The sequence below is a fragment of the Vibrio sp. 16 genome, assembly GCF_963681195.1.
Taxonomy (GTDB): domain Bacteria; phylum Pseudomonadota; class Gammaproteobacteria; order Enterobacterales; family Vibrionaceae; genus Vibrio; species Vibrio sinaloensis_D.
The window spans coordinates 336424-356873 of sequence record NZ_OY808998.1 but is presented as its reverse complement, the minus strand read 5'-3'; the positions used below and the strand labels follow the sequence as shown (position 1 = coordinate 356873).

General features: G+C 41.4%; 22 protein-coding genes. 20 read left to right on the top strand and 2 right to left on the bottom strand.

The genetic code is table 11. From position 1 onward, the window contains the following. The first annotated feature begins 73 nt into the window (after positions 1-73). A complete protein-coding gene (gene rpmI, locus U9J37_RS15920; RefSeq protein WP_004411425.1) occupies positions 74-268 on the top strand; it encodes a 50S ribosomal protein L35 in 195 nt (64 codons plus the stop codon). A gap of 41 nt (positions 269-309) precedes the next feature. After that, positions 310-663 carry a 50S ribosomal protein L20 gene (gene rplT / locus U9J37_RS15915; protein ID WP_004401084.1) on the top strand — a complete coding sequence of 118 codons (354 nt, stop codon included), beginning with the start codon at positions 310-312 and terminating at the stop codon, positions 661-663. A 65-nt stretch (positions 664-728) separates the two neighbouring features. On the opposite strand, the gene U9J37_RS15910 is transcribed toward rplT, so the two are convergent. Both U9J37_RS15910 and U9J37_RS15905 read right to left on the bottom strand, forming a co-directional pair. After that, positions 729-1691, bottom strand: coding sequence for an integron integrase (locus tag U9J37_RS15910; RefSeq protein WP_005475729.1), 963 nt, complete (start codon positions 1689-1691; stop codon positions 729-731). Positions 1692-1983: 292 nt separating this feature from the next. Further along, positions 1984-2172: a hypothetical protein gene (locus U9J37_RS15905; protein ID WP_043887365.1), complete on the bottom strand. Its 189-nt coding sequence runs from the start codon at positions 2170-2172 to the stop codon at positions 1984-1986. 487 nt (positions 2173-2659) lie between these two features. On the opposite strand from U9J37_RS15905, the gene U9J37_RS15900 reads away from it, so the two are divergent. The 18 genes from U9J37_RS15900 (at position 2660) to U9J37_RS15815 (ending at position 20128) form a co-directional block, all read left to right on the top strand. Beyond that, a complete protein-coding gene (locus tag U9J37_RS15900; RefSeq protein ID WP_005475715.1) occupies positions 2660-3421 on the top strand; it encodes a hypothetical protein in 762 nt (253 codons plus the stop codon). Positions 3422-3603: 182 nt separating this feature from the next. Then, the gene (locus U9J37_RS15895; protein ID WP_043887366.1) at positions 3604-3894 is read left to right on the top strand and encodes a hypothetical protein; all 291 of its coding nucleotides are present in this window, start codon (positions 3604-3606) and stop codon (positions 3892-3894) included. Positions 3895-5185: 1291 nt separating this feature from the next. After that, positions 5186-5725, top strand: a complete 540-nt coding sequence (locus tag U9J37_RS15890) for a hypothetical protein (protein ID WP_052297978.1) — start codon at positions 5186-5188, stop codon at positions 5723-5725. Continuing rightward, positions 5722-6705, top strand: coding sequence for a HEPN domain-containing protein (locus U9J37_RS15885; protein ID WP_005475703.1), 984 nt, complete (start codon positions 5722-5724; stop codon positions 6703-6705). Before U9J37_RS15890 ends, U9J37_RS15885 begins: the two co-directional genes overlap by 4 nt. 749 nt (positions 6706-7454) lie before the next feature. Further along, entirely contained in the window at positions 7455-7955 is a 501-nt protein-coding gene (locus U9J37_RS15880) for an opioid growth factor receptor-related protein (protein ID WP_005475767.1), read from the top strand. Positions 7956-8124: 169 nt separating this feature from the next. Continuing rightward, positions 8125-8592, top strand: coding sequence for a GNAT family N-acetyltransferase (locus U9J37_RS15875; protein WP_043887368.1), 468 nt, complete (start codon positions 8125-8127; stop codon positions 8590-8592). 146 nt (positions 8593-8738) lie between these two features. Further along, a complete protein-coding gene (locus U9J37_RS15870) occupies positions 8739-9296 on the top strand; it encodes a riboflavin biosynthesis intermediates N-glycosidase (protein ID WP_198135516.1) in 558 nt (185 codons plus the stop codon). Between the two features lie 138 nt (positions 9297-9434). Then, positions 9435-9815 carry a GFA family protein gene (locus U9J37_RS15865; RefSeq protein WP_043887369.1) on the top strand — a complete coding sequence of 127 codons (381 nt, stop codon included), beginning with the start codon at positions 9435-9437 and terminating at the stop codon, positions 9813-9815. Between the two features lie 149 nt (positions 9816-9964). Then, positions 9965-10363, top strand: a complete 399-nt coding sequence (gene fos / locus U9J37_RS15860; RefSeq protein WP_005475717.1) for a FosG/FosC2-related fosfomycin resistance glutathione transferase — start codon at positions 9965-9967, stop codon at positions 10361-10363. Positions 10364-10503: 140 nt separating this feature from the next. Then, positions 10504-10881: a hypothetical protein gene (locus U9J37_RS15855; RefSeq protein ID WP_041061568.1), complete on the top strand. Its 378-nt coding sequence runs from the start codon at positions 10504-10506 to the stop codon at positions 10879-10881. A 145-nt stretch (positions 10882-11026) separates the two neighbouring features. After that, a complete protein-coding gene (locus U9J37_RS15850; RefSeq protein WP_005475708.1) occupies positions 11027-12058 on the top strand; it encodes a hypothetical protein in 1032 nt (343 codons plus the stop codon). A 279-nt stretch (positions 12059-12337) separates the two neighbouring features. Continuing rightward, on the top strand, positions 12338-13513 hold the full coding sequence (locus tag U9J37_RS15845; protein ID WP_005475759.1) for a site-specific integrase: 1176 nt from the start codon (positions 12338-12340) through the stop codon (positions 13511-13513). A 72-nt stretch (positions 13514-13585) separates the two neighbouring features. Continuing rightward, positions 13586-14713: a hypothetical protein gene (locus tag U9J37_RS15840; RefSeq protein WP_005475727.1), complete on the top strand. Its 1128-nt coding sequence runs from the start codon at positions 13586-13588 to the stop codon at positions 14711-14713. A 90-nt stretch (positions 14714-14803) separates the two neighbouring features. Further along, a complete protein-coding gene (locus U9J37_RS15835; protein ID WP_005475731.1) occupies positions 14804-15046 on the top strand; it encodes a helix-turn-helix transcriptional regulator in 243 nt (80 codons plus the stop codon). Continuing rightward, positions 15039-16289 (top strand): VapE domain-containing protein, encoded by a 1251-nt coding sequence (locus U9J37_RS15830; protein ID WP_005475724.1) that lies wholly within the window; start codon positions 15039-15041, stop codon positions 16287-16289. Before U9J37_RS15835 ends, U9J37_RS15830 begins: the two co-directional genes overlap by 8 nt. Before the next feature lie 218 nt (positions 16290-16507). After that, a complete protein-coding gene (locus U9J37_RS15825) occupies positions 16508-17038 on the top strand; it encodes a hypothetical protein (protein WP_043887371.1) in 531 nt (176 codons plus the stop codon). A 334-nt stretch (positions 17039-17372) separates the two neighbouring features. After that, on the top strand, positions 17373-18455 hold the full coding sequence (locus U9J37_RS15820; protein WP_043887372.1) for a DUF6765 family protein: 1083 nt from the start codon (positions 17373-17375) through the stop codon (positions 18453-18455). 314 nt (positions 18456-18769) lie between these two features. Next, positions 18770-20128 carry an anti-phage deoxyguanosine triphosphatase gene (locus U9J37_RS15815; protein ID WP_005475722.1) on the top strand — a complete coding sequence of 453 codons (1359 nt, stop codon included), beginning with the start codon at positions 18770-18772 and terminating at the stop codon, positions 20126-20128. The last annotated feature ends 322 nt before the right edge of the window (positions 20129-20450 follow it).

Sequence of the window (20450 nt, the reverse complement as noted above, 5' to 3'; positions counted from 1 at the left end):
CATAAGGTGGCTGAGTTTTGTTCGCCCTAATTACTATTGTTTAATACAACTCAACAATGCGGAGTTATTCATCATGCCTAAGATGAAAACCAACAAAGGTGCTGCTAAGCGTTTCAAGAAAACTGCTGGTGGTATTAAGTTTAAGCACGCTACTAAACGTCACATCCTGACTAAGCGTACTACTAAGAACAAGCGTCAGCTTCGTCCAAATGCAATCCTTCCTAAGTGTGAAGTGGCTGCAGTTGCTCGTATGCTACCATACGCATAATTCTTTTTAGTTTATTAATCGTTTAGTTTAGGAGAAGCATAATGCCTCGCGTAAAACGTGGTGTACAAGCTCGTGCACGTCATAAGAAAGTTCTAAAACAAGCTAAAGGTTACTACGGTGCACGTTCACGTGTTTACCGCGTAGCTTTCCAAGCAGTTACTAAAGCTGGTCAATACGCTTACCGTGACCGTCGCAACAAGAAACGTCAATTCCGTCAACTATGGATTGCACGTATCAACGCGGCATCTCGTCAAAATGGTCTATCTTACAGCCGTTTCATCAACGGTCTTAAGAAAGCATCTATCGAGATCGACCGTAAGATCCTTGCTGACATCGCGGTATTCGACAAAGCTGCATTCGCAGTTCTAGTTGAAAAAGCGAAAGCTGCTCTTTAATTAGAGTCAGTTATTAGGATTAAGGAAAGGAGAGCTTAGGCTCTCCTTTTTTCTTATCTATTCAACTACAAATTTGAGAGCGGGCTTTTAACTCCTCCACCTCCTCGCTCTATCACGTGAGTGTATATCTGCGTCGTCTTTACATCACTATGACCGAGCTGCTCTTGAACCGTTCTAATATCTGCTCCTGACTCGAGCAAATGTGTCGCAAAACTATGCCTCAATGTGTGGCATGTCACGGCCTTAGTTATCCCTGCTTCTTTGGCGGAACGCTTGACTGCTCTTTGTAGAGATGTTTCATTTATATGGTGCCTCTTGAGCTCTCCAGTATTTGGGTCAACTGATAGCTGGTGGGAGGGAAATAAAAAGTGCCAGTTAAAATCTAACTCTGCTTCAGGGTATTTTCTCTGCAACGACGGCCGTATGTGGACACCAGCATATCCAGGCGAATTGATATCCTTTTTGTAGTATCTTAACGCGATGCCCTGCTGTTCTTTTAGTAGTGAAATAGCTTCACTCGCTAGCGTTACAACGCGATTTTTTCCTCCTTTTCCTTGCCACACACGAAGTGCCTTATAGTCATAATCTATGTCTTGAACTCTCAGGCGGACACACTCCATAACACGTAAACCTGAGCCATAAAGCAACATAATGTGTAACTTATACCTAGGATCTATATGCATCAGAAAGCGGCGCATTTCGTCTTTGGTTAGCACAACAGGCAATTTTCTATCCAACTGTGATTTCTGAAATTTCATTTCCACTGAAAGTGGGGTTCGAAAATATTCCCTATAAAGAAAGCTAATAGAGTTGAGTGCCAGAGCTTGTGTTTTGGCAGCTACTTTGCAGTCAACCGCTAAATGAGTTAGAAAAGCTTCCACATGGCTTTCATTCAATTTGGATGGATGAGCTTTGTCGTTAAATAAGATGAACTTTGTGATCCAGAGTAGATATGCTTGAATCGTTTTGGGAGCATAATGTCGAGCAATCATATGCTCTTTTACACTTAGTAAAAACTGGCTTTTCATTGGTAATTTTTAGTTATTTAAACTGTATTTATATACAGTTATCTTTAATTTGGCAGGAATCAATAATTAGTTGACACTTTGCGGCCTAATTGGGATCTCGGATACGATCCCTACTCCAACAAGTTGATTACTTTCATAGGCTTATGTGATAGTATTTTGTTCTATTTAATTAGTGTCGAAATGCAAGAGTACTGGATTAGTTCGGCTTGTTGTTTGATAGATAGCGTTAGGGCTATTAATTAGAAGCCTGAGTAACTAAAAGCGGGCTCAGTTTTGAGCCCTTAGGTAAAGGTTATTTTTGAAGTGTTATGTTTATATCTATCGATGGATCGAAGACATATTTTGCGATTGACTCGATAGTATCGAGATACTCTAGAGCATAAGGGCTATCTATTTTTACTAGATATGCACCTAGCCCAAGAGGAATTACTACTGCCGTTGTGATTGCAACGATAGCACATACAGTGAGTTTGAATTTCATCGAACCCTCCCATATCGTCATTTAGAATAAACTACAAGCAATCTATAATTGCTTCCTCTAAAACCTCAGTTGTTCACTGAGTGACGCATGGTTTCACTGGCATCAACCTATAACCATTTTTTGTGGCGCATAGTTATTCGCACTATTACAACCGATTTCATTCGAGCACAGTTTTCTCTAGCCTTTCACCAATTATCATCTTGATGGTGCAGGGTTTTCCATATCAATTAAACCAATAATCTTCGGGCAAAAACATAACAGTATCTTTGGTTTAGGATCAACTGATAATATTGGGTGGGAGATCTTTTTATGATTGAAAAGTGTGGTGGGTCACATAGCCCTAACAAAGCATTTAAGAGTGATTCCCAACGCATAGCATTTTTCATTCCAATTTTGAGTGCGGTGTTTACGGTGGTATGGTTAGGCTTCGTGGTAGCGTTGCTCACACCTTAATGCGGCGTTATGCAACAGGAGAAGGAGTTCAAGGATGAAAGTGAAAGACCTATATATGCGTTATTTCTACGCAATAATTGTGCTGTTTTGTGTTGTATCTTACGTGGTATTTCTTCATGCCAACGATGGAGACGCGCTTAAATCGCTCAAAGAGATGGCAAAGAATTTAGGGTCAGGATTATTAGGAGCGGTTCTTTCGCTAATTGTTATTCGGACCCAATTGGAAAAGTACTTTGATAGTGTAAATTTGAAGAATTCAGGGATCAAAGGGTACAGAAATGGTTATCCTGAGATTTTGGAGTCATTAGGTGGCGTCAACAAGTACTTTACTTTGAGGTTTAATAAAACCATTGATATTTTTGGTATAGCCATGTCAGGTTTCTTTGAAGAAAATGATATGGTGAACCTAGTTTGTGACCGGGCAAATCAAGGTTACAAAGTTAGAGTTTTCTTTGCTGACCCCTATAGTGAAGAACTAAAAAATCAAGAATTGATTGAAGGAAAAGAAGGCGAACTTAAGCTAAATATCAATCGTTTAACTCGCGAATTATTGAAGCGAATGCTAGAAAATGAGAAATGTAAAAACAATATAGAGGTTTATCATTTAAAGACGTTGCCAAGGTCGTTTATTCTACGTTCAGGCAATCGGATGATCGTTACTAACTATTTATACGAAGGTCCTGCTCATGCTCCGTCAATTTATCTAAAAGACGATGAATACCTCAATGCTTTTGAGAAATACCAAGACTATATTGAAAGCTCAAAAGACCCAGAAAACTCGAATCGAATCCAGTAGTCGTATCGGTGTGAAATGTTGCATAACAAAGCGTTTAAGACGGATTCCCAACGCTTGGCATTTTCGGTTTAATTCAGATTTAGTGTTTACGAAACAATGGTTTAGATTCGGTGGTGGCGTTGCTCACCACTTAACGCAGCGTTAGGCATCTATCATTCTTGTTAAGAAAGAGGAGTATAAAATTGAAAAAAATAATCAAACTTGAGGAGTTGGAAGCTGCTAAGACAGAATGGTTAGTTGCTAGAGATAAAGCCATCAACGAACACCAAGCATGGGCCATAGCAATAAACTCCAAGGCAGACATTATTATGGATTTTCAATTGAATGGGCAAAATGTATCGAGAGCTCAAGCTTCATTCTCTGATTTGACGAACGGGCATAGCGATAGCTACAGAAAAGCTTTAGAAGATCTTGATATAAAAAGTAAATGCTTAGGCCAACTTTTGAAACAGTATAAAGCTCAGACAAAATAGCTGCTCGACAGTCCTCTGTTATTTGATGAACCCAGTGCTGATACATTACTGTGGTTGTTTGTTTTGGGTGCTTGTTGCCCTGAGTCCAATGCCTAACAAACTGTTCAAGAGGGATTCGCAACGCGTGGCACTTTTACTATGCGTTGGTTTTAGTGATTAAGGTGGTATGCGGCGGCATCGGTATTGCGTTGCTCACCCCTTAACAGGGCGTTAGTACGGATTTGACATCAAAGGTCATAAGTTTTGGTATTTATCTGTTTTGACGCTCGTCTTTACACCTTTCAGTTTGTACCTTTCACGCTCTTTCCGGTGGCACTATATGCGGAGTGTTCGCTTTGATTTTACCGTTTACGGCTTCTAACTCTTAGCCTATTTCTTTGGCGCTTCTTCATTTTCGTGGTTGCTTTTGAGAGAACCTTGATTACTTTTGGTGTGGTTTTTGAAGTACGAGGAAAGAATCCTTTTCTAATTTGAAGTCAGTAAAAGTAGGTGAGTTCAGTACGTTTTTCTTCTAGCCAACTTTCGTCTCTCTATCGATTTTAAGTTTTGTAGCTGCCCGTCTCACTTCAGTGTTCAAAGCCTTTCATATCATGTCAGTTTTCAATATCTTGGAGCGCATAAATAGAAGAAGTAGCGCATGTACTAACAAATTGCTTAAGAGTGATTCGTAACGCGTGGCATTTTTACTTTGCGGTTGCTTATGTGATTAAGGCGCTGTGCGGTAGCTTTTGTATTGCGTTACTCACACCTTAGCAAGGCGTTAGTAGCTCAAAATACAAATTAGAGTCTAACATTCTAAAAATTAAAGTTATTTTGTATAGTAACTACTGTTGTCTTAACTTACAGGCTATCTAATGAGCGATAAAACTAATCAATTGCGAAAAGCTATCTTGTGTATGAGTGAGGTGGACAAGTTAGCCCCGAAAGTTACACCTGAGGACGTTCAAAAACGGTGGCACCATTTGAGTGGATCAGGTTCAACTCCTTATGACATTGCTCAAGAAGCTAATGCCGAGACGATTTCGGAAGAACGTTTTAAGTTGCTAATGAGGTTGATGAATAGCTGTCTCTAATATTGGAGCCTTCATCAAACTAGCAAGTTAGGTGTTAGCGTTGAGTACGCTACTAACAAAGCGTTTAAGGCAGATTCCCAACGCATGGCATTTTCCGTTCCATCGTTGGGTTTTGTGTTTATGGTGGTATGGTTAAGTTTCGTGGTGGCGTTGCTCACTACTTAACGCGGCGTTATGCGCCAAGGTTTGTGCCCATGTTTTGTATAATGAGGTGAGTATTGGAATTAATCGAAAAGAAATTAAGAGACACTCCTAGAGACCACAAGAAGTACTTAAAACGGTTAAGTGAATATATAAGATACTTGATTGAAAATGGTCGAATACTAGAAGCCAAACATTGCTTTAATAAACTGCAAGAGGTTAAACCTAGTCATATAAAAACAATAACCCTAGGTTACGAACTTGCCATTAAGACCTTTGATAATGAATCAGTCATGTTGTTTGATCGTGCCTTATATGACAGCAAGCATGATGAAGAGCTTTTGTTAAGAATGAGGCTAAAATATTATTATTCAGTGAATAATGAAAAGCAGTTCACAAGCCTTGTTGAGTACCTTCTCTTTGAAAGGACTATAAAGACTGAGACTTTTCACCTTATTGGTGAATTAGTGATTACTCAAAATACATACAAGCCCATATCAATCCTAGTTAACTATCTTAAAAGTAAGAAGCGAATGCTTCATAAACAGGTTGAAGGCCAGGTTCGTAGAGTTGTCCTCCAGAAGCTTGTCGATACTTTAGCGAAATCACGAAAATGAAATCATATTTAATTGTCAAAGTTCTTGAAATGGCGAGCGTTTGTTTGCCTACGACAACTGTATATTCGAATGTTGAATTGCGCTCTTCTAGCGCAGATTCGCCAGAAGAAGTTAATTCACTTGAAGCATGTGCCAAGAAGTTGAATCTTGATTTTGATAAATATCGTCACTGTGCTCGTATAGCTACGATTGTAGATAGTAATGCGTTAGAAACTGCTGTTTCTTGTGCAGAAACTAGATTCGAAGAAATTTTAGATCTTAAATCAATAGAAGTACCTATCTCAAATTATGCTCTGTCTTCCATTGGCTTTGTAAAAGACCTTTCCACAGGAAAGTTACATGAACTGACGCAATCGAAGCATCAACCGACTATGTCATTTATGACTCATCAAGGAAATACACAAAGAGTAGATGTCACTCACTGCATACTAGCCCAAAACTCTGAACTAAGTGAGCGATACTTGCGATCTTTACATTGGTTTAGAAACAGTAAGCACGAGAATAATCCTCAGTTGAAAATTCTTTTTAACTGGTTTGCAGTAGAAGCTCTGTTAAAAGAATCGGAAAAGGACAATGTTGCTGTATATATTAGGTGGTTTCTAGGCTTTCCTAACGGAAAGGCTGGGACTCTAGTTGATAATAGAATTCTGAGAGAGTTAGAGAGTCATGAGAATTACCTTTTTTGGAAGAAGGAATTGGTAAATGTGCTAGAGAAAATACGTATATTCAGAAATGACTCTACGCATCATGGCTTCAGATCTATCGACTTTACACCTGCGCAATTAGAACTTTACAGTCAAGTGATGGTTTATGGAGTTACACGTTGTCAGGGAGCAGTGCAAACTGCAATTTTAAATGGGGTTAAGTCAGTGCAAGAATTCAAAGAATATATGCCAACAATTTTTGAGTATAATCAGTACTTAATAAATGATGTGCACGGGAATATTCTGCATAGTTTACATAGGCTTAGAGGCGCATAACAAAGCATTTAAGAGTGATTCGCAACGCTTGGCAGTTTCGCTTTGCTCAAGTATAGCCAAACGTCGCTCACACCTTAATGCGGCGTTAGTCGCCAGAAAAAGCTAGCAATCAAAATCATGTTTCTGAGCTCAAAATTTGGCAGCTGTTTGTTTGGTATACAGATTCATCGTCGATGGTCAAAGCTCAGTTTCAGCTATTTAAAGTCCAAAGTTTTGCAAGTGTCCTCGCGCGGTTGTTTTGTTCTTTGGTGCTGACAGAGCAGGGCAATCGAGAATTTGTTTTTGGTTGCAACTTTGCTCGGTGAGTTTGGTGGTTCAAAAGCTGATTTATTCGCTGAAAGGACGTTTTCTCTGGTGTGGTAAGTTCCACGTGGTTTCAGTGACTTTGTTGAAAGTCCGCACTGTGAGATTGGTTTTCCAAAAGCGCTTGTTGGTGTTGTCAGTCCGTTTTCTACGGCGTTGTTTGTTCCAAGTGGTTTCATTGAATAGTCGCTTTGAGACTACGCCTGATTTAAGTGCATCAAAACACATAAAGTTTGTTGTTTGCAAAGTTTGGTTCGGCTTAAAATTGTCGCTCGGTGCCTCGCGACTAACAAACTGCTCAAGAGGGATTCGCAACGCGTGGCATTTTTACTATGCGTTGATTTTTAGTGATTAAGGTGGTTTGCGGCGCCTTTCGTATTGCGTTGCTCACCCCTTAGCAGGGCGTTAGTGCGCAAAGATAAAAATTACAATTAGCAGGATTTAAAATGAGTGAAATTGCTCGTTTCATATCTGGTAAAGCTCCAGATAAATTTGGTCGCAATGTTGAGCAGTTGTTAGCTTACAACCACTTCTGGCTGGAGCATGATCATAAGTATATTCAAGTTCTTTTCCCAATAGATGAGGGCACCAAGTTCAATCAACATGCTCCTTTGGTAACTCAAGCAGATCGAGAGGCTTTTGCTAACTCAGAAGAATTACGTGTTGCTCACTTAAAAGCACTCGACCTTTTACTTGAGTTTTGGGGATTACAGCGAGATGGGTTTGAAATATCGTCAATACAGCCATTAAGCCCTGCTAACCATGTTTGGCTTAAAAGTCACGACCATAACCAACTTCGCCTGACCCGAGCAATTCGTAGTTTGTATTTACTCGGTAATGAGCAGATAGCAGCTAAGTTGTGTGACTTTCTAGTGGCTGCAGCCAGAGAAACCGGCATGGTTTCAGACAAAACGGTCGAGTATTGGCGTAACGCGCTTAAAGGTTAGGGGATCGCTGAAAAAGCGCACTAACAAACTGTTCAAGAGTGATTCGCAACGCGTGGCATTTTTACCATGCGTTGGTTTAAGTGATTAAGGTGGTGTGCAGTGGCTTCAGTATTGCGTTGCTCACACCTTAACAGGGCGTTAGTTTACATATCGAATTCAGAGGACGAAAATGAAAATCAGATCGGCTGAAGCGTCAGATTTAGACTCACTCTTGCGTCTAAATTATCAGATTGGAGTCATGCACTTTGATAATGCGCCAGAAGTATTCGTTGAGCCATCATATGAAGAAAAAGAGTTCCTTCTTCAAGCTATAAATGATCAATCAAGACTCTTTCTAGTTGCGGAAATTTCTGGTGATGTTGTTGGCTTTGTAACTGCAACAGTGACTCAAAATGAAGCAATCCCATTTCTCGTCAAAACACCTATCTGTCGCGTCGGTACAATCGTAGTGGATGAAAGTGTTAGAGTTTCGGGTATTGGAACTCAACTCATGGTTCAGTGTAATGATTGGGCTAAATCTCAAGGTGCTGAACAAATCAGACTAGAGGTAATGGCTTTCAATGAGCGTGCGCAAAGCTTTTATGTCAAACTGGGCTTTGAAGAGCAGTCAAAAACAATGTGGAAAACTGTAAACTAACAAAGCATTTAAGAGTGATTCCCAACGCTTGGCATTTTTCATTCCATCGTTGGGTTTTGTGTTTATGGTGATATGGTTGAGTTTCGTGGTCGCGTTGCTCACACCTTAATGCGGCGTTATGCGACTCAAAAATTAGGATTTGAGGTTTGAAAATTAGATCTAAAGAAGAGCTTCAGGAATACGTAAATAAAGGCAATAAAATTAAGTATGTATTCTTTTGGGGCCATCAAGAAAAAGGCGGTACTGTATCCAAATCTTGTTTTAGTCAGTGGTATGAATCCACTTTTAGTGAGAACGGTATTGAGTACATGACTGCTGAACACTATATGATGGCAGAGAAAGCGAAACTGTTTGGTGATAATGAGACCTATCAAAAGATAATCAAAGCCACTAACCCAGGAGAAGCGAAGTCTCTGGGGCGTGAAGTTCGAGGCTTTGATGAATCAAAGTGGGTTGAGAATCGGTTTCAAATTGTTGTATCTGGTAATGTATTGAAGTTTTCCCAAAATAAGGAGTTGAGTGAATTCCTCCTTAAGACAAGCAATAGAATTCTGGTGGAGGCTAGCCCAGTAGATAAAATATGGGGTATCGGGTTAGCAGTGGATAACCAGAGAGCTGAAAACCCCAACTTATGGAAAGGACACAACCTTTTGGGATTTGCACTAATGGAGGTTAGAGATATCCTCCAAGAGTCAATCGCATAACAAAGCGTTTAAGGCAGATTCCCAACGCTTGGCACTCTGTATTCAAATTTGGTTTTAGTGTTTACGGTGTAAAGGTTTTAGGTTAGGCGGTTAGCGTTGCTCACTACTTAACGCGGCGTTATGTACTAAGGAGGCAGGATGCCAAAAACGTATTCCAGTTCATGTCACTGTGGTCTCATTAAATTCGAAGTTTTAGCCGATATTGACCATCTTCGAGAATGTAATTGTTCCATCTGTATCCGTAGAGGTGCGCTAAATTTTAGAGTGCCAGAAGAGAATTTGACGGTTTTAACTCCACTTGAAAATGCAGTTTTATACCAATGGGGCAGTGAGACCGCAGAAGACTACTTTTGCCCTAAATGCGGTATTCTGCCATTTCGTAAACCTAGCCAATTGACCAAAGCTGAAATCGAGGCAGGCAAAGTCCCATTTACTGGTTGGGCTGTAAATGCTCGTTGTCTCAGCGGGTTAAATATTAGTGAAATTCCAGTCATAAAAATAGATGGAGCATCCCTTTGAGCACGTACATAACAAAGCGTTTAAGACGGATTCTCAACGCTCGGCATTTTCGGTTTGATTCAGCTTTAGTGTTTACGGCACAATAGTTTAGGCGAGGTGGTCTGCGTTGCTCACCACTTAACGCGGCGTTATGTTTACGGGAGAAAACGGTGATTTTAGGGCTCAACCATATAACCATTGCAGTTAGTGACTTAGAGCGCTCTCTTAAGTTTTATCGGGAGACGTTGGGGTTCACTGCTCACGCTAAGTGGGACAACGGGGCTTACTTGTCGGTAGGTGAACTCTGGTTTTGCCTTTCTCACGATGAACCTTGCCCCAAAACCGACTATACCCACGTAGCTTTTGATATCGAACCAAAAGAATTTGAAGCCTTTGCGAAACGTGTAGTTTCATTGGGTGTGGAAGTTTGGAAACAGAATAAGAGTGAAGGGCAGTCACTTTATATCTTAGACCCTGATGGTCATAAACTAGAGATACACTCTGGCTCCCTTAAAAGCAGGTTAGAATCCCTAAGAACTAAGCTGTATAGTGGACTCGTTTGGCTTTAAACATAACAATAAATTTAAGAGTGATTCACAACGCTCGGCGGTCTCACTTCATGCAAGTTTAGTGTTTATGGCACAATGCGTTAGGTAAGGTGCTAGCGTTGTTCACACCTTAATTTGGCGTTATGCCATTAGGAGAAAAAATGGCAGTTTCAATTGATTTAAGAGTTGGTACAACTCCCTTTGAATTTTGGCATGAATTTGGTGAAGACCAGATAAATGTTATTAATTCTAAGGTTTTTGTCGAATCTAAAAAGTTAGTATTGTCTTGTGAGGCTAAGCCAGTCGATTCCAATCAACTCTCAGATGCAAAGTCAATTTTTCGCAATCCAGATCAGGTAACACAAATAGTTATAACTGACGAAAGGATTTTGGAAAGGTTTGCGCGTTACGTCAATAACCACCGAGATGAATTTGACTGTTGTGAATTGACAATAACTTTTGGAAACCGGAAGTACCAGTATCCAGTAAAGGTTTCTAGACATCAGTTTGGTGGGATGATGCTGCGAGTACAGGCATAACAAACTGTTTAAGAGTGATTCGCAACGCGTGGCATTTTTACTATGCGTTTGGTTTTAGTGATTAAGGTGGTATGCGGTGGCATCGGTAGTGCGTTGCTCACCCCTTAACAAGGCGTTATATTTATAGTCATGTCTGGAGTTCAAAATGGCATTACCAGCATTAGATGTATCAGAAAATAAGAACAACTCGCCTCACGTGGTCATCTTGGGGGCGGGAGCAAGCTTTGCTGCTTTTCCAAACGGTGACAAAAATGGTCGCAAGTTGCCTTTGATGTACAACCTTGTGGAAGTTTTAGGGATCGGTTATCTCTTTGAGAAACACGGCGTAAAATATGATGGTGAGAACTTTGAGGCAGTTTACGACCAATTATCTAAATCAGGTCAGCATGAAGAGCTCGTTCAAGAAATTGAGACTGCTGTTGAAGAGTATTTCCGTGATATGGAACTACCTGATGAACCGACTATTTACGATTACTTAATCCTTAGCCACAGACCTAAAGATATTATAGCTACATTTAACTGGGACCCTTTCTTAGCTCAAGCTTATCAACGAAATATGAGAGCTGTTGGTTTTGAAAATATGCCTAGAATAGTTTTCTTACATGGCAACGTTTCTATTGGCGCTTGTATGCCATGTAAGACCAAGGGTTGGGTTTATAATCGCTGTGATTCTTGCGGAAAGCAGTTTACACCTTCAAAGCTCTTATACCCAGTAAGTGACAAAAACTATAGTGCAGACCCCTTACTATTTGGTGAGTGGGATGAGCTACAACGTCACGTAAAACACGCTTATTTTGTAACTGTATTTGGTTACAGTGCGCCTGTAACCGATGCTGAAGCTAGAAAGTTGTTATTAGATGTATGGCAAGAGAACCAAGTTAAAGACTTTGCTTTAATCGAGGTCATCGATATCAAAAGCTCTGAAGAAGTTAAGGCTAGTTGGGCTGACTTTATCGTCAGAGAAAACTATGCAATTTACAATGACTTCTTTAATACCTATGCGGCCGTTCACCCCCGTAGAAGTTGTGATGCTTATGCCATGGCAACTCTTCAACAAAGCCCTTGGCAAGACAATCCTTTTGTTAAAGGACAGACGTTAAAAGAGCTTCAAGAGTGGACCCTTAACTTAGTGAAAGAAGAGCAGGGTGTTCTATCAAGTAAAGGTGTTACAAAATAAATATAACAAACTGTTTAAGAGTGATTCGCAACGCGTGGCATTTTTGCTATGCGTTGCGTTTGGTGTTTAAGGTGGTTTGCGGGGGCATCTGCATTGCGTTGCTCACACCTTAACAGTGTGAATGTTGGTTGTTTTGCTATAAACGGCAATGAACAAGAATGAACTTAATTGTTTTGAAATTCAGTAACTTAAGTTTGTGTGGTTTGTTTCTGGTTGTTCATTGAATGCTCCTTTTGTACAATCCTTGTGCTACATATTTGCTACACGGAGGTTTGTTGAATGGCAATCAAGAAGAAGATCACCAACACGTCTATCAAGCAATTGACGATTGAGGATGGACGTCTCAATGATACAGAAATCAGTGGTTTTCATGCCCGCATTTCCCCCAAGGGCGCGATTAAGTACTACTTCTACTACAGACTGAACGGTAAGCAGCGCAACTATCTTATTGGCTCTGCGGATTCAATGACGCCTGCACAGGCAAGAGACTTAGCCAAGGAAAAGGCGGGGCTGGTTGCCAGTGGTGTGGATGTTCAAACCCAGCGCGCTGAAGAGCGTAAAGCTGAGGTGCGCCGAAGTTTAACGTTAGGTAAATATCTGGAAGAGCACTACAAAGACTATCTGTTTGCCATGAACCCCAAAACTGCGAAACAGTCTTACCAATCCATCGCCAATACCTTTGCTTTCTTAGCGGATAAACCACTGGAAGACATCAAGGCGTGGGACATTCAGCAATGGGTAACCGACAAGCGTAAGTTAGGTCGAGCACCCGCAACGATAGAGTATACGTTTAATCGGCTTAAGGCAGCGTTAAATAGGGCGGTGGAATGGGAGTTCATCGAGTCTCACAACTTATCGAGCGTGAAAATAGCCAAAGAAGACAACACGCGTATCCGCTATCTCTCTGAGTTAGAAGAGGCAGCGCTACTTAGTGCATTAGCCGCTAGAGAAGCACAGTTATGCGAAGACAACGACTCTCACCAGTACGCCGATTTCTTTACGCCATTGATTACACTTGCCATGCATACCGGAATGCGTAAAGGCGAGATGTTGACGCTGCGTTGGGAGAGTGTGTCGTTTGAGAATCGCTATCTCACCATTTTGTCTGAAAACGCCAAATCGAAGAAGAAGCGCACCATACCAATGAACGACACGGTCTTTAACATGCTGTCACAATGGCGCGCTCAAAACCTCAATGAAGAGTATGTGTTTGTTCATGAGGGTAAGCGGGTGAGCTTCTTTCAGTACCCTTGGCAAAACCTACTTAAAGCCGCAGGTATTTCGAACTTCCGCTTTCATGATTTACGCCACCATTTCGCCAGTAAACTCGTTATGGCGGGCGTCGACTTAAATGTAGTTCGTGAGCTGTTGGGGCATGCGGATTTGAAAATGACGCTGCGTTACGCGCATTTAGCGCCTGCTCATACTGCCGCCGCGGTACAACTGATTGGTTGATAGGCATTAGGTGAATTCGATAACCTTAACGGGTTGTATTGAACATGAGTACTCAAGGAGTGATTAAGGACGATGACAGAGCTAAAACGTCGGTTTATCCGGTTGGATGAGATATCACAGAAAACCACCCTGTCTAAAGGGGATGTACTGGACGCAGTGGAGCAAAAGAAGATGCCACTGTGTGGGGTGTTAAAATCCAAAAAGATGGGGGCGATTCACCCCACGTCGAAAAGTGTGCCTGCCATTTTCAACTATGAAGGGGTGGTTCGTTTTACTGAATCTACCTCGTTCAACTTTGCGTTTTCCGGTAAGGCGCAACCGTGTACTCATGCCATTATTCTCGAACCTCAACGCATTACGCATTGGCAACCTGTTAAATCCGTATTTGGTAACGTGGTGAGCGCGGATTTTAAACTGGACGAGAGGGTATTGAATCAACCGACGGTAACGCTTATTGCCTATACCCAAATCGAGCGGCTTCGAACGCTTGATAGCTCGTTGGAAGCGTTAACCAATACATTCAACAGGTCGCTTGGCTTGAAAGCGGACGATGAAGTGAAAGACAGCCCACCGAGATACCATTTAAAAACCACTCCGGTAACCGTAGAGCCTGCACAATTGAGAGTGGACTTAGAAGACATCCAACGCGTGTTTGGCGTTGACGTGTTGAAAGCTAACGCGTTAGTGTCGGTTACCGCTTCGGTTACCCCTGTTGAATCCAGTGCGTTGAGTAACGCTATAACCGTTGAAACCAGTGTTTCCAATGGTGCTTCAACCGTTGAAAGCAGTGCTAACGAGCGCTTAGCACCGGTTACCTGTAACGGGTCTAATGCATTAGCTTCGGTTACCCCTAGCGCATCTAACGCATTACCTTCGGTTAGTTCAACGGTTAAACGTCGGTTAGATTCGGTTGACCAACGCTACTTAACGCACCCACTCGCTCATGTGGTCATTCGAATCTTAGAAGCGCACCCAGAGGCGAAAGCGATAACGGTGTGGAATATTTTAAGACAAGACGTGAATCAAAATGAGTTTCAACGTGAATTTGATACCGATGTGTTGATTGAGAGCATGACTCAAGACACTCTCACTTACTTCGGACGAGGCGTGAAGGAAAAGACTATGTCGTATGAGTCGTTTAGGAAAAACGTCTTAGCGGGGGCGAAGCGTCTCTTTAAGACAAGTCAGGAAGTGTCTTAATAAAAAACGTCATTGTCTTCGTCATCGTAAACGTCATATGACGTTTTGATGTCTTAGCGTGTGTCTCAGTGAACAACAGGAGACACAGACATGACTCAAAGCAACGTAGAGAAACGTGTATACACCGAGCAAGAGACAGCGGCTTACATTGGAATGAGTCGCTCCTTCCTTCGTCAAGCTCGAATGGAAGGTCCACGTAAAAACCGAACCGTCGCGCCACCCTTCATTAAGATTGGTCGAGCGGTTCGTTACCTCAAAGAAGACTTAGATTGCTGGCTGGATAGCCACACAAAACGCGACCATTTATCACAAGGGGAGGGCTTCCATGCTTAACCCCAATTGTGAGCCAAACTTTCCTCATGTGAAGTACAAAGAATCCGGTCAATGCATTGTGCTCAATACGGCGGACAACCTGAAAGCGCTGCTTGATAGCGCAGGCTATGAAGCCAAACACAACAAGATGACCTTAGAGCCGGATATTTATAAGCAGGGCGTCTTTGTCGGGACACCGGAAGAGGTCAGAAGCGAGCTTATCTCGCTTGCTTCTATCTACTCGATGCCGAAAAGCGCCATAGATGACCACTTCAGCGCACTGGCGTTAAAAAGTAGCTATCATCCCATCGCTGATTGGCTAGAGGGTCAATGGGATGGTGAGCCAAGGGTTAACGCGGTGTTAAGCTGTTTAAAGGCAAAAGAGCCGGAGCTCACCCGTGCGGTGTTGCTACATTGGCTTGTTGGCTGTGTAGCATGTCTCTTTGTCCCTAACTTTAAGTCCAAACTCGTGCCAGTCTTACAAGGTGAGCAGTCCTTTAAAAAGACGGCCTTTGTTGAGCGCATTGCCAACGTCATGCCGAATGCGTTCTTAGAAGGGGCCGAGCTTAACCCAGACAACAAAGACAGCGTTCTTTCGGTTATTCGCGCTTGGATAGTGGAGCTTGGGGAGTTAGAGCGCTCAACCAAAAACTGCCAAGGGGCACTTAAAGCGTTTGTGACTCGGTCACGGGATACGGTGAGACCGCCTTATGCGCGCACTGATATCAAGAAAGACCGACAGACGAGCTTAATTGCTACGGTAAACGGCACCGACTTCCTAAAAGACGAGACAGGAAACACTCGGTACGCAGTAATTGAATTAGTGGGTGAAACTGACATGACGCGCTTAAATCAACTGCTCGGTTGGGAATACAAACCAACAGGCGAACTCACGCTCAAAGAGCCCGAGAAACTGCGTCAGTTTTGGTTAGAGGTGAAACATCAACTCATGGTGAATCATCACCCTTGGATGTTGCCACCAGAGCTGCAACTGCAAGTGTCTCATGCCTCTTCGCAATACGTGGATAAAGGGACATGGTATACGCTGCTCAATGACCAGATTGAAGAGAGTCACGGTAAAGCGAGAGCGTGGTTATCCACCAAGGCTATCTGCGAACTCATCAACGCCGATGTATCGAAAGCTAACATGGTGGGTAAGGCGCTGAATCAACTGCACAAAGAAGGCAAAATTGAGAAGCGACTGCTTAACGGCTCGAACCGATACTGTTTTCCTGATGTTCGCCCAAATACCTCATTTCGCTAAGTTGCCATTTCTACCCCACTTACCCCACCTGATTGATAAGAAGTGGGGTAGGTGGGGTAACTTTTTCATCTTTCATAAAAAATTTTGACAAAAAGGAGGCTTCAATTTTCCTGTCGATTTGGTTCTTTTCTGCTTAGAAATCGACTAAAAATTGATATCAACGAGCATCTTGAATAGGTCAATTGAGGTAAGCTTAGATTCAATACATGGAGGTGAATATGAAAGCTACAAAAATATGTTTGGCACTAATAATATCTTTTAATGTCAATGCAGAAATTACTCGAGATTCGCTTTCTAGACTTGGAGAAATTAACAATTTCTGGGTTGATAAAGGCTCGTTAGGAGAATTTGCTCTTTCTGAGGATAGTTTTAACAAGCTCGTTAAAAAAACGCTAACCGGAAATGCTGAAGCGCAATTTGGAATGGCTATATATGCTCAGTCCCTAGGTCGTTACAACGGTGCTCCTCTTACCTATAAAGAAAAAGAGACTCTCACCTTCGAGCTTTATAGGGCAGCTGCTTTTCAAGAGCTTGGTCAGGCACAAAAGCAGATGTCTGTTTACTATGAAACTGGATACCTTGGATTAGTAGAGCGCGATCAAGATACTTCTGATATGTGGATCATTCTTGCAGCACAAAATGACGCGATCTTTTTCGATGAGACTAGAATTGAAAAGGCAAAACAGAACAATATCGCAGTAGCTATGGCTGAACGTTGCCTCAAGTCTAAGTATACTAAATGCGACTAACTTGAAGCGCTCTATTTGTGACTTTCTGAAATATTGGTTCTAAAGATTATTTGAACAAATTCTTGGGTAAATATAGTTTTGTTCATCGGTGCACTAACTGAACATTATACACGAAAATGCCCCCCAAACGTGCTTACCTCAATAGAACCGCTCCCTCTAACTTACTAATTGCATAGCTAGAGTTGATGAATAGATAAAAGCCGAGTCCTGCCGACGGACTAATAGAGCTTGTTAATACATTGAGCCTAAGTTTATTAAAGTCCAACCTAGATAAAATATTTCGATTTTATAAAGGGTTATATTGAAGGAGTAATGCTCAATAGGAGATACGTAAATGCAAATAGATGGACACCATTCACTCACTTATGTTGTTGCTAGATACGCTGGAATGACACATAGCGATGCAGAAAAGTTGGCTTACTGTGCTCAATATGTTGATGAAGCAACCAACTCGGATCCGGTTCGGTTTGATAACGGGGCAATGTTTGACCGTATTTCTTCCGCTCACAAAATGCTTGATTACCGAAATGGTAATGAGCTCGCCAACCATTTAGCATGGATACCTTTTCACTTCCTTCCTGGTAATCAAGGTGAACACTCTGACACTATTCCAGAGGGTGGCTTTATTCAGCGTTTGGTTTGTACTCCAGACAGCCCAGTAGCAAGAGATATGCTAAGAGCAGTTGCTGCTTACAGGAAATCGTCTTTTGGATTACACATGATGGGTATTGCAATGCATGTTTACGCCGATACCTTTGCTCATCAGGGCTTCGCAGGTGTAAGTCACGAGATCAACGAGGTAGAAGATATAGAGTCAAATTCAGATAGTGGCTTATTGGCTAGAGTCAAAGACAATATCTTTAACTGGAGTATCTCTACAATTTCGCCATTGGGTCACGGCCCCGCACTTTCTTTTCCTGATCGTCCTTATGCTGAGTGGAGCTATATTAACGGCAGTGGTGATAGAGTCACAAGAAACAATACCGAGGATTTCTTGAGTGCTGCGAACCAAATGTACAAGGCAATTACATGCTTTATCAATGAAGATCAAAGCATGGATATTGACGCTCAAGATGATTTACCCAATGAACAAAAACTCATTTTAAAGTCAGCATTTCAAGACATTAAGCATGAAGATGGTGAAGAACGCCATAAAGAATGGCTGAAACGCATTTCTCATGGAGAGTTTGGTTTCCCTGCTGTAGAACTAACTTTTGAGGTTAACGGGAAAAATAGTTGGAAAGAAATTGCCAGAGGCAAAGCTATGGCATCGCCTCAATCTGCTGATTTAGTTACGTATAAATATAAAGACTCGTTCTTAGATTCGGACTGGAAGCTTTTCCATGATGCATTGAAAACCTATAGACTAGCGATTATCAGGGATGTGCTTCCGAAGTATGGAATATGTGTTGCTTAGCCTCTGTCTTGAATGAGCGATCTAATGTGGGTAGCTCAGAGCTGCCCCATTAGTTGTTAGTTCTTTTACTCATTCACATACTGTTAATGTATATTTGCCCTACTAATTCTAATCTCAATTGTATTTCCTTGTGTTGCTGATTGGATGACTCTAACGCTCTGTTTTTTCAGTATGCTCATCTGCTGTGAGGAGGGGAAAAGTATTAGGCTCACATTGTGTTGTAGTTTAAAGTTTACTAGATACTTGATTTACAAGAGTTCATATTAAACTAAACTAACCTGTCAATATGACACGTGATGAATAGGAGGTTCTGATTGAATAGTTTAACACAAAGAAGATTAGAGCAAGATTCGAGGCCTAATGATACTCGTAGTGAATATGAAAGAGATGAATCAAGACTGATACACTCTGCTGCTTTTCGCCGATTGCAGTCTAAAACACAGGTATTGGGTTTAGGCGAAAATGATTTTTATAGAACACGTTTAACACACTCTATGGAAGTCGCTCAGATTGGACGCGGGATTGTTCAATTTCTTGACAAAAATGGTGATGAGGGTTTAAGGGAACACCTGCCAGAATCAGCTCTAATTTCTAGCATATGCCTAGCTCATGATATCGGCCATCCCCCATTTGGTCACGGTGGAGAAGTAGCGTTAAATTACTGTATGAGATCTTATGGCGGCTTTGAAGGAAATGGTCAAACATTAAGAATTCTTGGAAAACTAGATAAATATACTGAGTATCACGGGTTGAATCCTACTCGGAGAATGTTACTGGGCATTCTTAAATATCCAGTTACATACAAGGAACTGGTTAATGAAGACTCCTATAAGTTTGAAAAGGATGAGCACTTACCATATTGGCTCTTCGAAGCTAACACTCAGAAACCGCCAAAGTGTTATCACGAAATAGATGCGGACATATTTGAATTCATATCTGATGGCTTTTCTCTAGAGGATATTGAGAAATTTACCAAGACTAAAGTTGATCACAAAAAGCCACACAAACTAACGTTGTACAAGTCACTAGATTGCTCAATTATGAACTTAGCTGACAACATCTCATATAGCCTTCATGACTTAGAAGATGCTCTTTCTCTAGGAATGATAACCAAAACTTCTTGGGAAGAACATTTTCAAGGTAAAGAGTCCTTGTTCAACGACGTGGCAAATGATAACGAATCCCTTCGATATAAGAGCATTTTGGCAAATCTATTTGGCGCTAGTCATAAGCGTAAGGAAGCTATTGGCGCTTTGGTAAACTTAATGATTACTAGTACTAAGTTTGTGGACAATGGTTCAGGATGTGAGCACCCACTTTTACGCTTCAACATAGAGTTGACTGAACAGGTAGAGAAACTCAGAGATTGTATATTTAAGTTGGTTGTAGAAAAAGTAATTCAAGATGAGAACGTTCAGCAATTAGAATTTAAAGGGCAGAAACTAGTTATTGAATTATTTCAAACTCTAGCCAAAGATCCAGAAAGATTTCTTCCAAAGGCAACTCTGGCTAGATGGAAAAAATCTGGTGAAGGTCTTGATGGAGATAAGAAAGTAGCAGCTCAAATGCGTGTAATTTGTGATTTCGTATCAGGAATGACGGATGATTATGCAACTAAGTTTTACGAGAAATTATTCAGTCCAAGGAAAGGCTCTATCTTTGATAGACTTTAATCGCTTAGCTATGGAGTAACCATCATAGAGCCAGCTAAATATACGCTGGCTCAGCTCTGCCCCAAAGCAAGTTATAACCCCCCAGCTTCTTACTTCACCGAAGTTTACTTGGCTTACTTTTGGTAATACCAGTTCTTGTTTGTGGCCTCAGGGGGGAAGCTTTAATACTATCTATGTTACTAGGATTTATGAGTTAGTTTATGGGGATTGGTCAGCTAAGACTGATTGATGCTGATTTAGTAAAAGTGAAACTGGTTTGATATCGATCATTGTTTTGATCGTCATTGAAACACTGCTATTGATAATCTAAGTACATGCCCCA

Excerpts from the sequence above, each read along its gene's own strand:
- rpmI (WP_004411425.1), top strand. The coding sequence starts at position 74 with ATGCCTAAGATGAAAACCAACAAAGGTGCTGCTAAGCGTTTCAAGAAA.
- rplT (WP_004401084.1), top strand. The coding sequence starts at position 310 with ATGCCTCGCGTAAAACGTGGTGTACAAGCTCGTGCACGTCATAAGAAA.
- U9J37_RS15910 (WP_005475729.1), bottom strand. The coding sequence starts at position 1,691 with ATGAAAAGCCAGTTTTTACTAAGTGTAAAAGAGCATATGATTGCTCGA.
- U9J37_RS15905 (WP_043887365.1), bottom strand. The coding sequence starts at position 2,172 with ATGAAATTCAAACTCACTGTATGTGCTATCGTTGCAATCACAACGGCA.
- U9J37_RS15900 (WP_005475715.1), top strand. The coding sequence starts at position 2,660 with ATGAAAGTGAAAGACCTATATATGCGTTATTTCTACGCAATAATTGTG.
- U9J37_RS15885 (WP_005475703.1), top strand. The coding sequence starts at position 5,722 with ATGAAATCATATTTAATTGTCAAAGTTCTTGAAATGGCGAGCGTTTGT.
- U9J37_RS15880 (WP_005475767.1), top strand. The coding sequence starts at position 7,455 with ATGAGTGAAATTGCTCGTTTCATATCTGGTAAAGCTCCAGATAAATTT.
- U9J37_RS15875 (WP_043887368.1), top strand. The coding sequence starts at position 8,125 with ATGAAAATCAGATCGGCTGAAGCGTCAGATTTAGACTCACTCTTGCGT.
- U9J37_RS15865 (WP_043887369.1), top strand. The coding sequence starts at position 9,435 with ATGCCAAAAACGTATTCCAGTTCATGTCACTGTGGTCTCATTAAATTC.
- U9J37_RS15855 (WP_041061568.1), top strand. The coding sequence starts at position 10,504 with ATGGCAGTTTCAATTGATTTAAGAGTTGGTACAACTCCCTTTGAATTT.
- U9J37_RS15850 (WP_005475708.1), top strand. The coding sequence starts at position 11,027 with ATGGCATTACCAGCATTAGATGTATCAGAAAATAAGAACAACTCGCCT.
- U9J37_RS15845 (WP_005475759.1), top strand. The coding sequence starts at position 12,338 with ATGGCAATCAAGAAGAAGATCACCAACACGTCTATCAAGCAATTGACG.
- U9J37_RS15840 (WP_005475727.1), top strand. The coding sequence starts at position 13,586 with ATGACAGAGCTAAAACGTCGGTTTATCCGGTTGGATGAGATATCACAG.
- U9J37_RS15835 (WP_005475731.1), top strand. The coding sequence starts at position 14,804 with ATGACTCAAAGCAACGTAGAGAAACGTGTATACACCGAGCAAGAGACA.
- U9J37_RS15830 (WP_005475724.1), top strand. The coding sequence starts at position 15,039 with ATGCTTAACCCCAATTGTGAGCCAAACTTTCCTCATGTGAAGTACAAA.
- U9J37_RS15825 (WP_043887371.1), top strand. The coding sequence starts at position 16,508 with ATGAAAGCTACAAAAATATGTTTGGCACTAATAATATCTTTTAATGTC.
- U9J37_RS15820 (WP_043887372.1), top strand. The coding sequence starts at position 17,373 with ATGCAAATAGATGGACACCATTCACTCACTTATGTTGTTGCTAGATAC.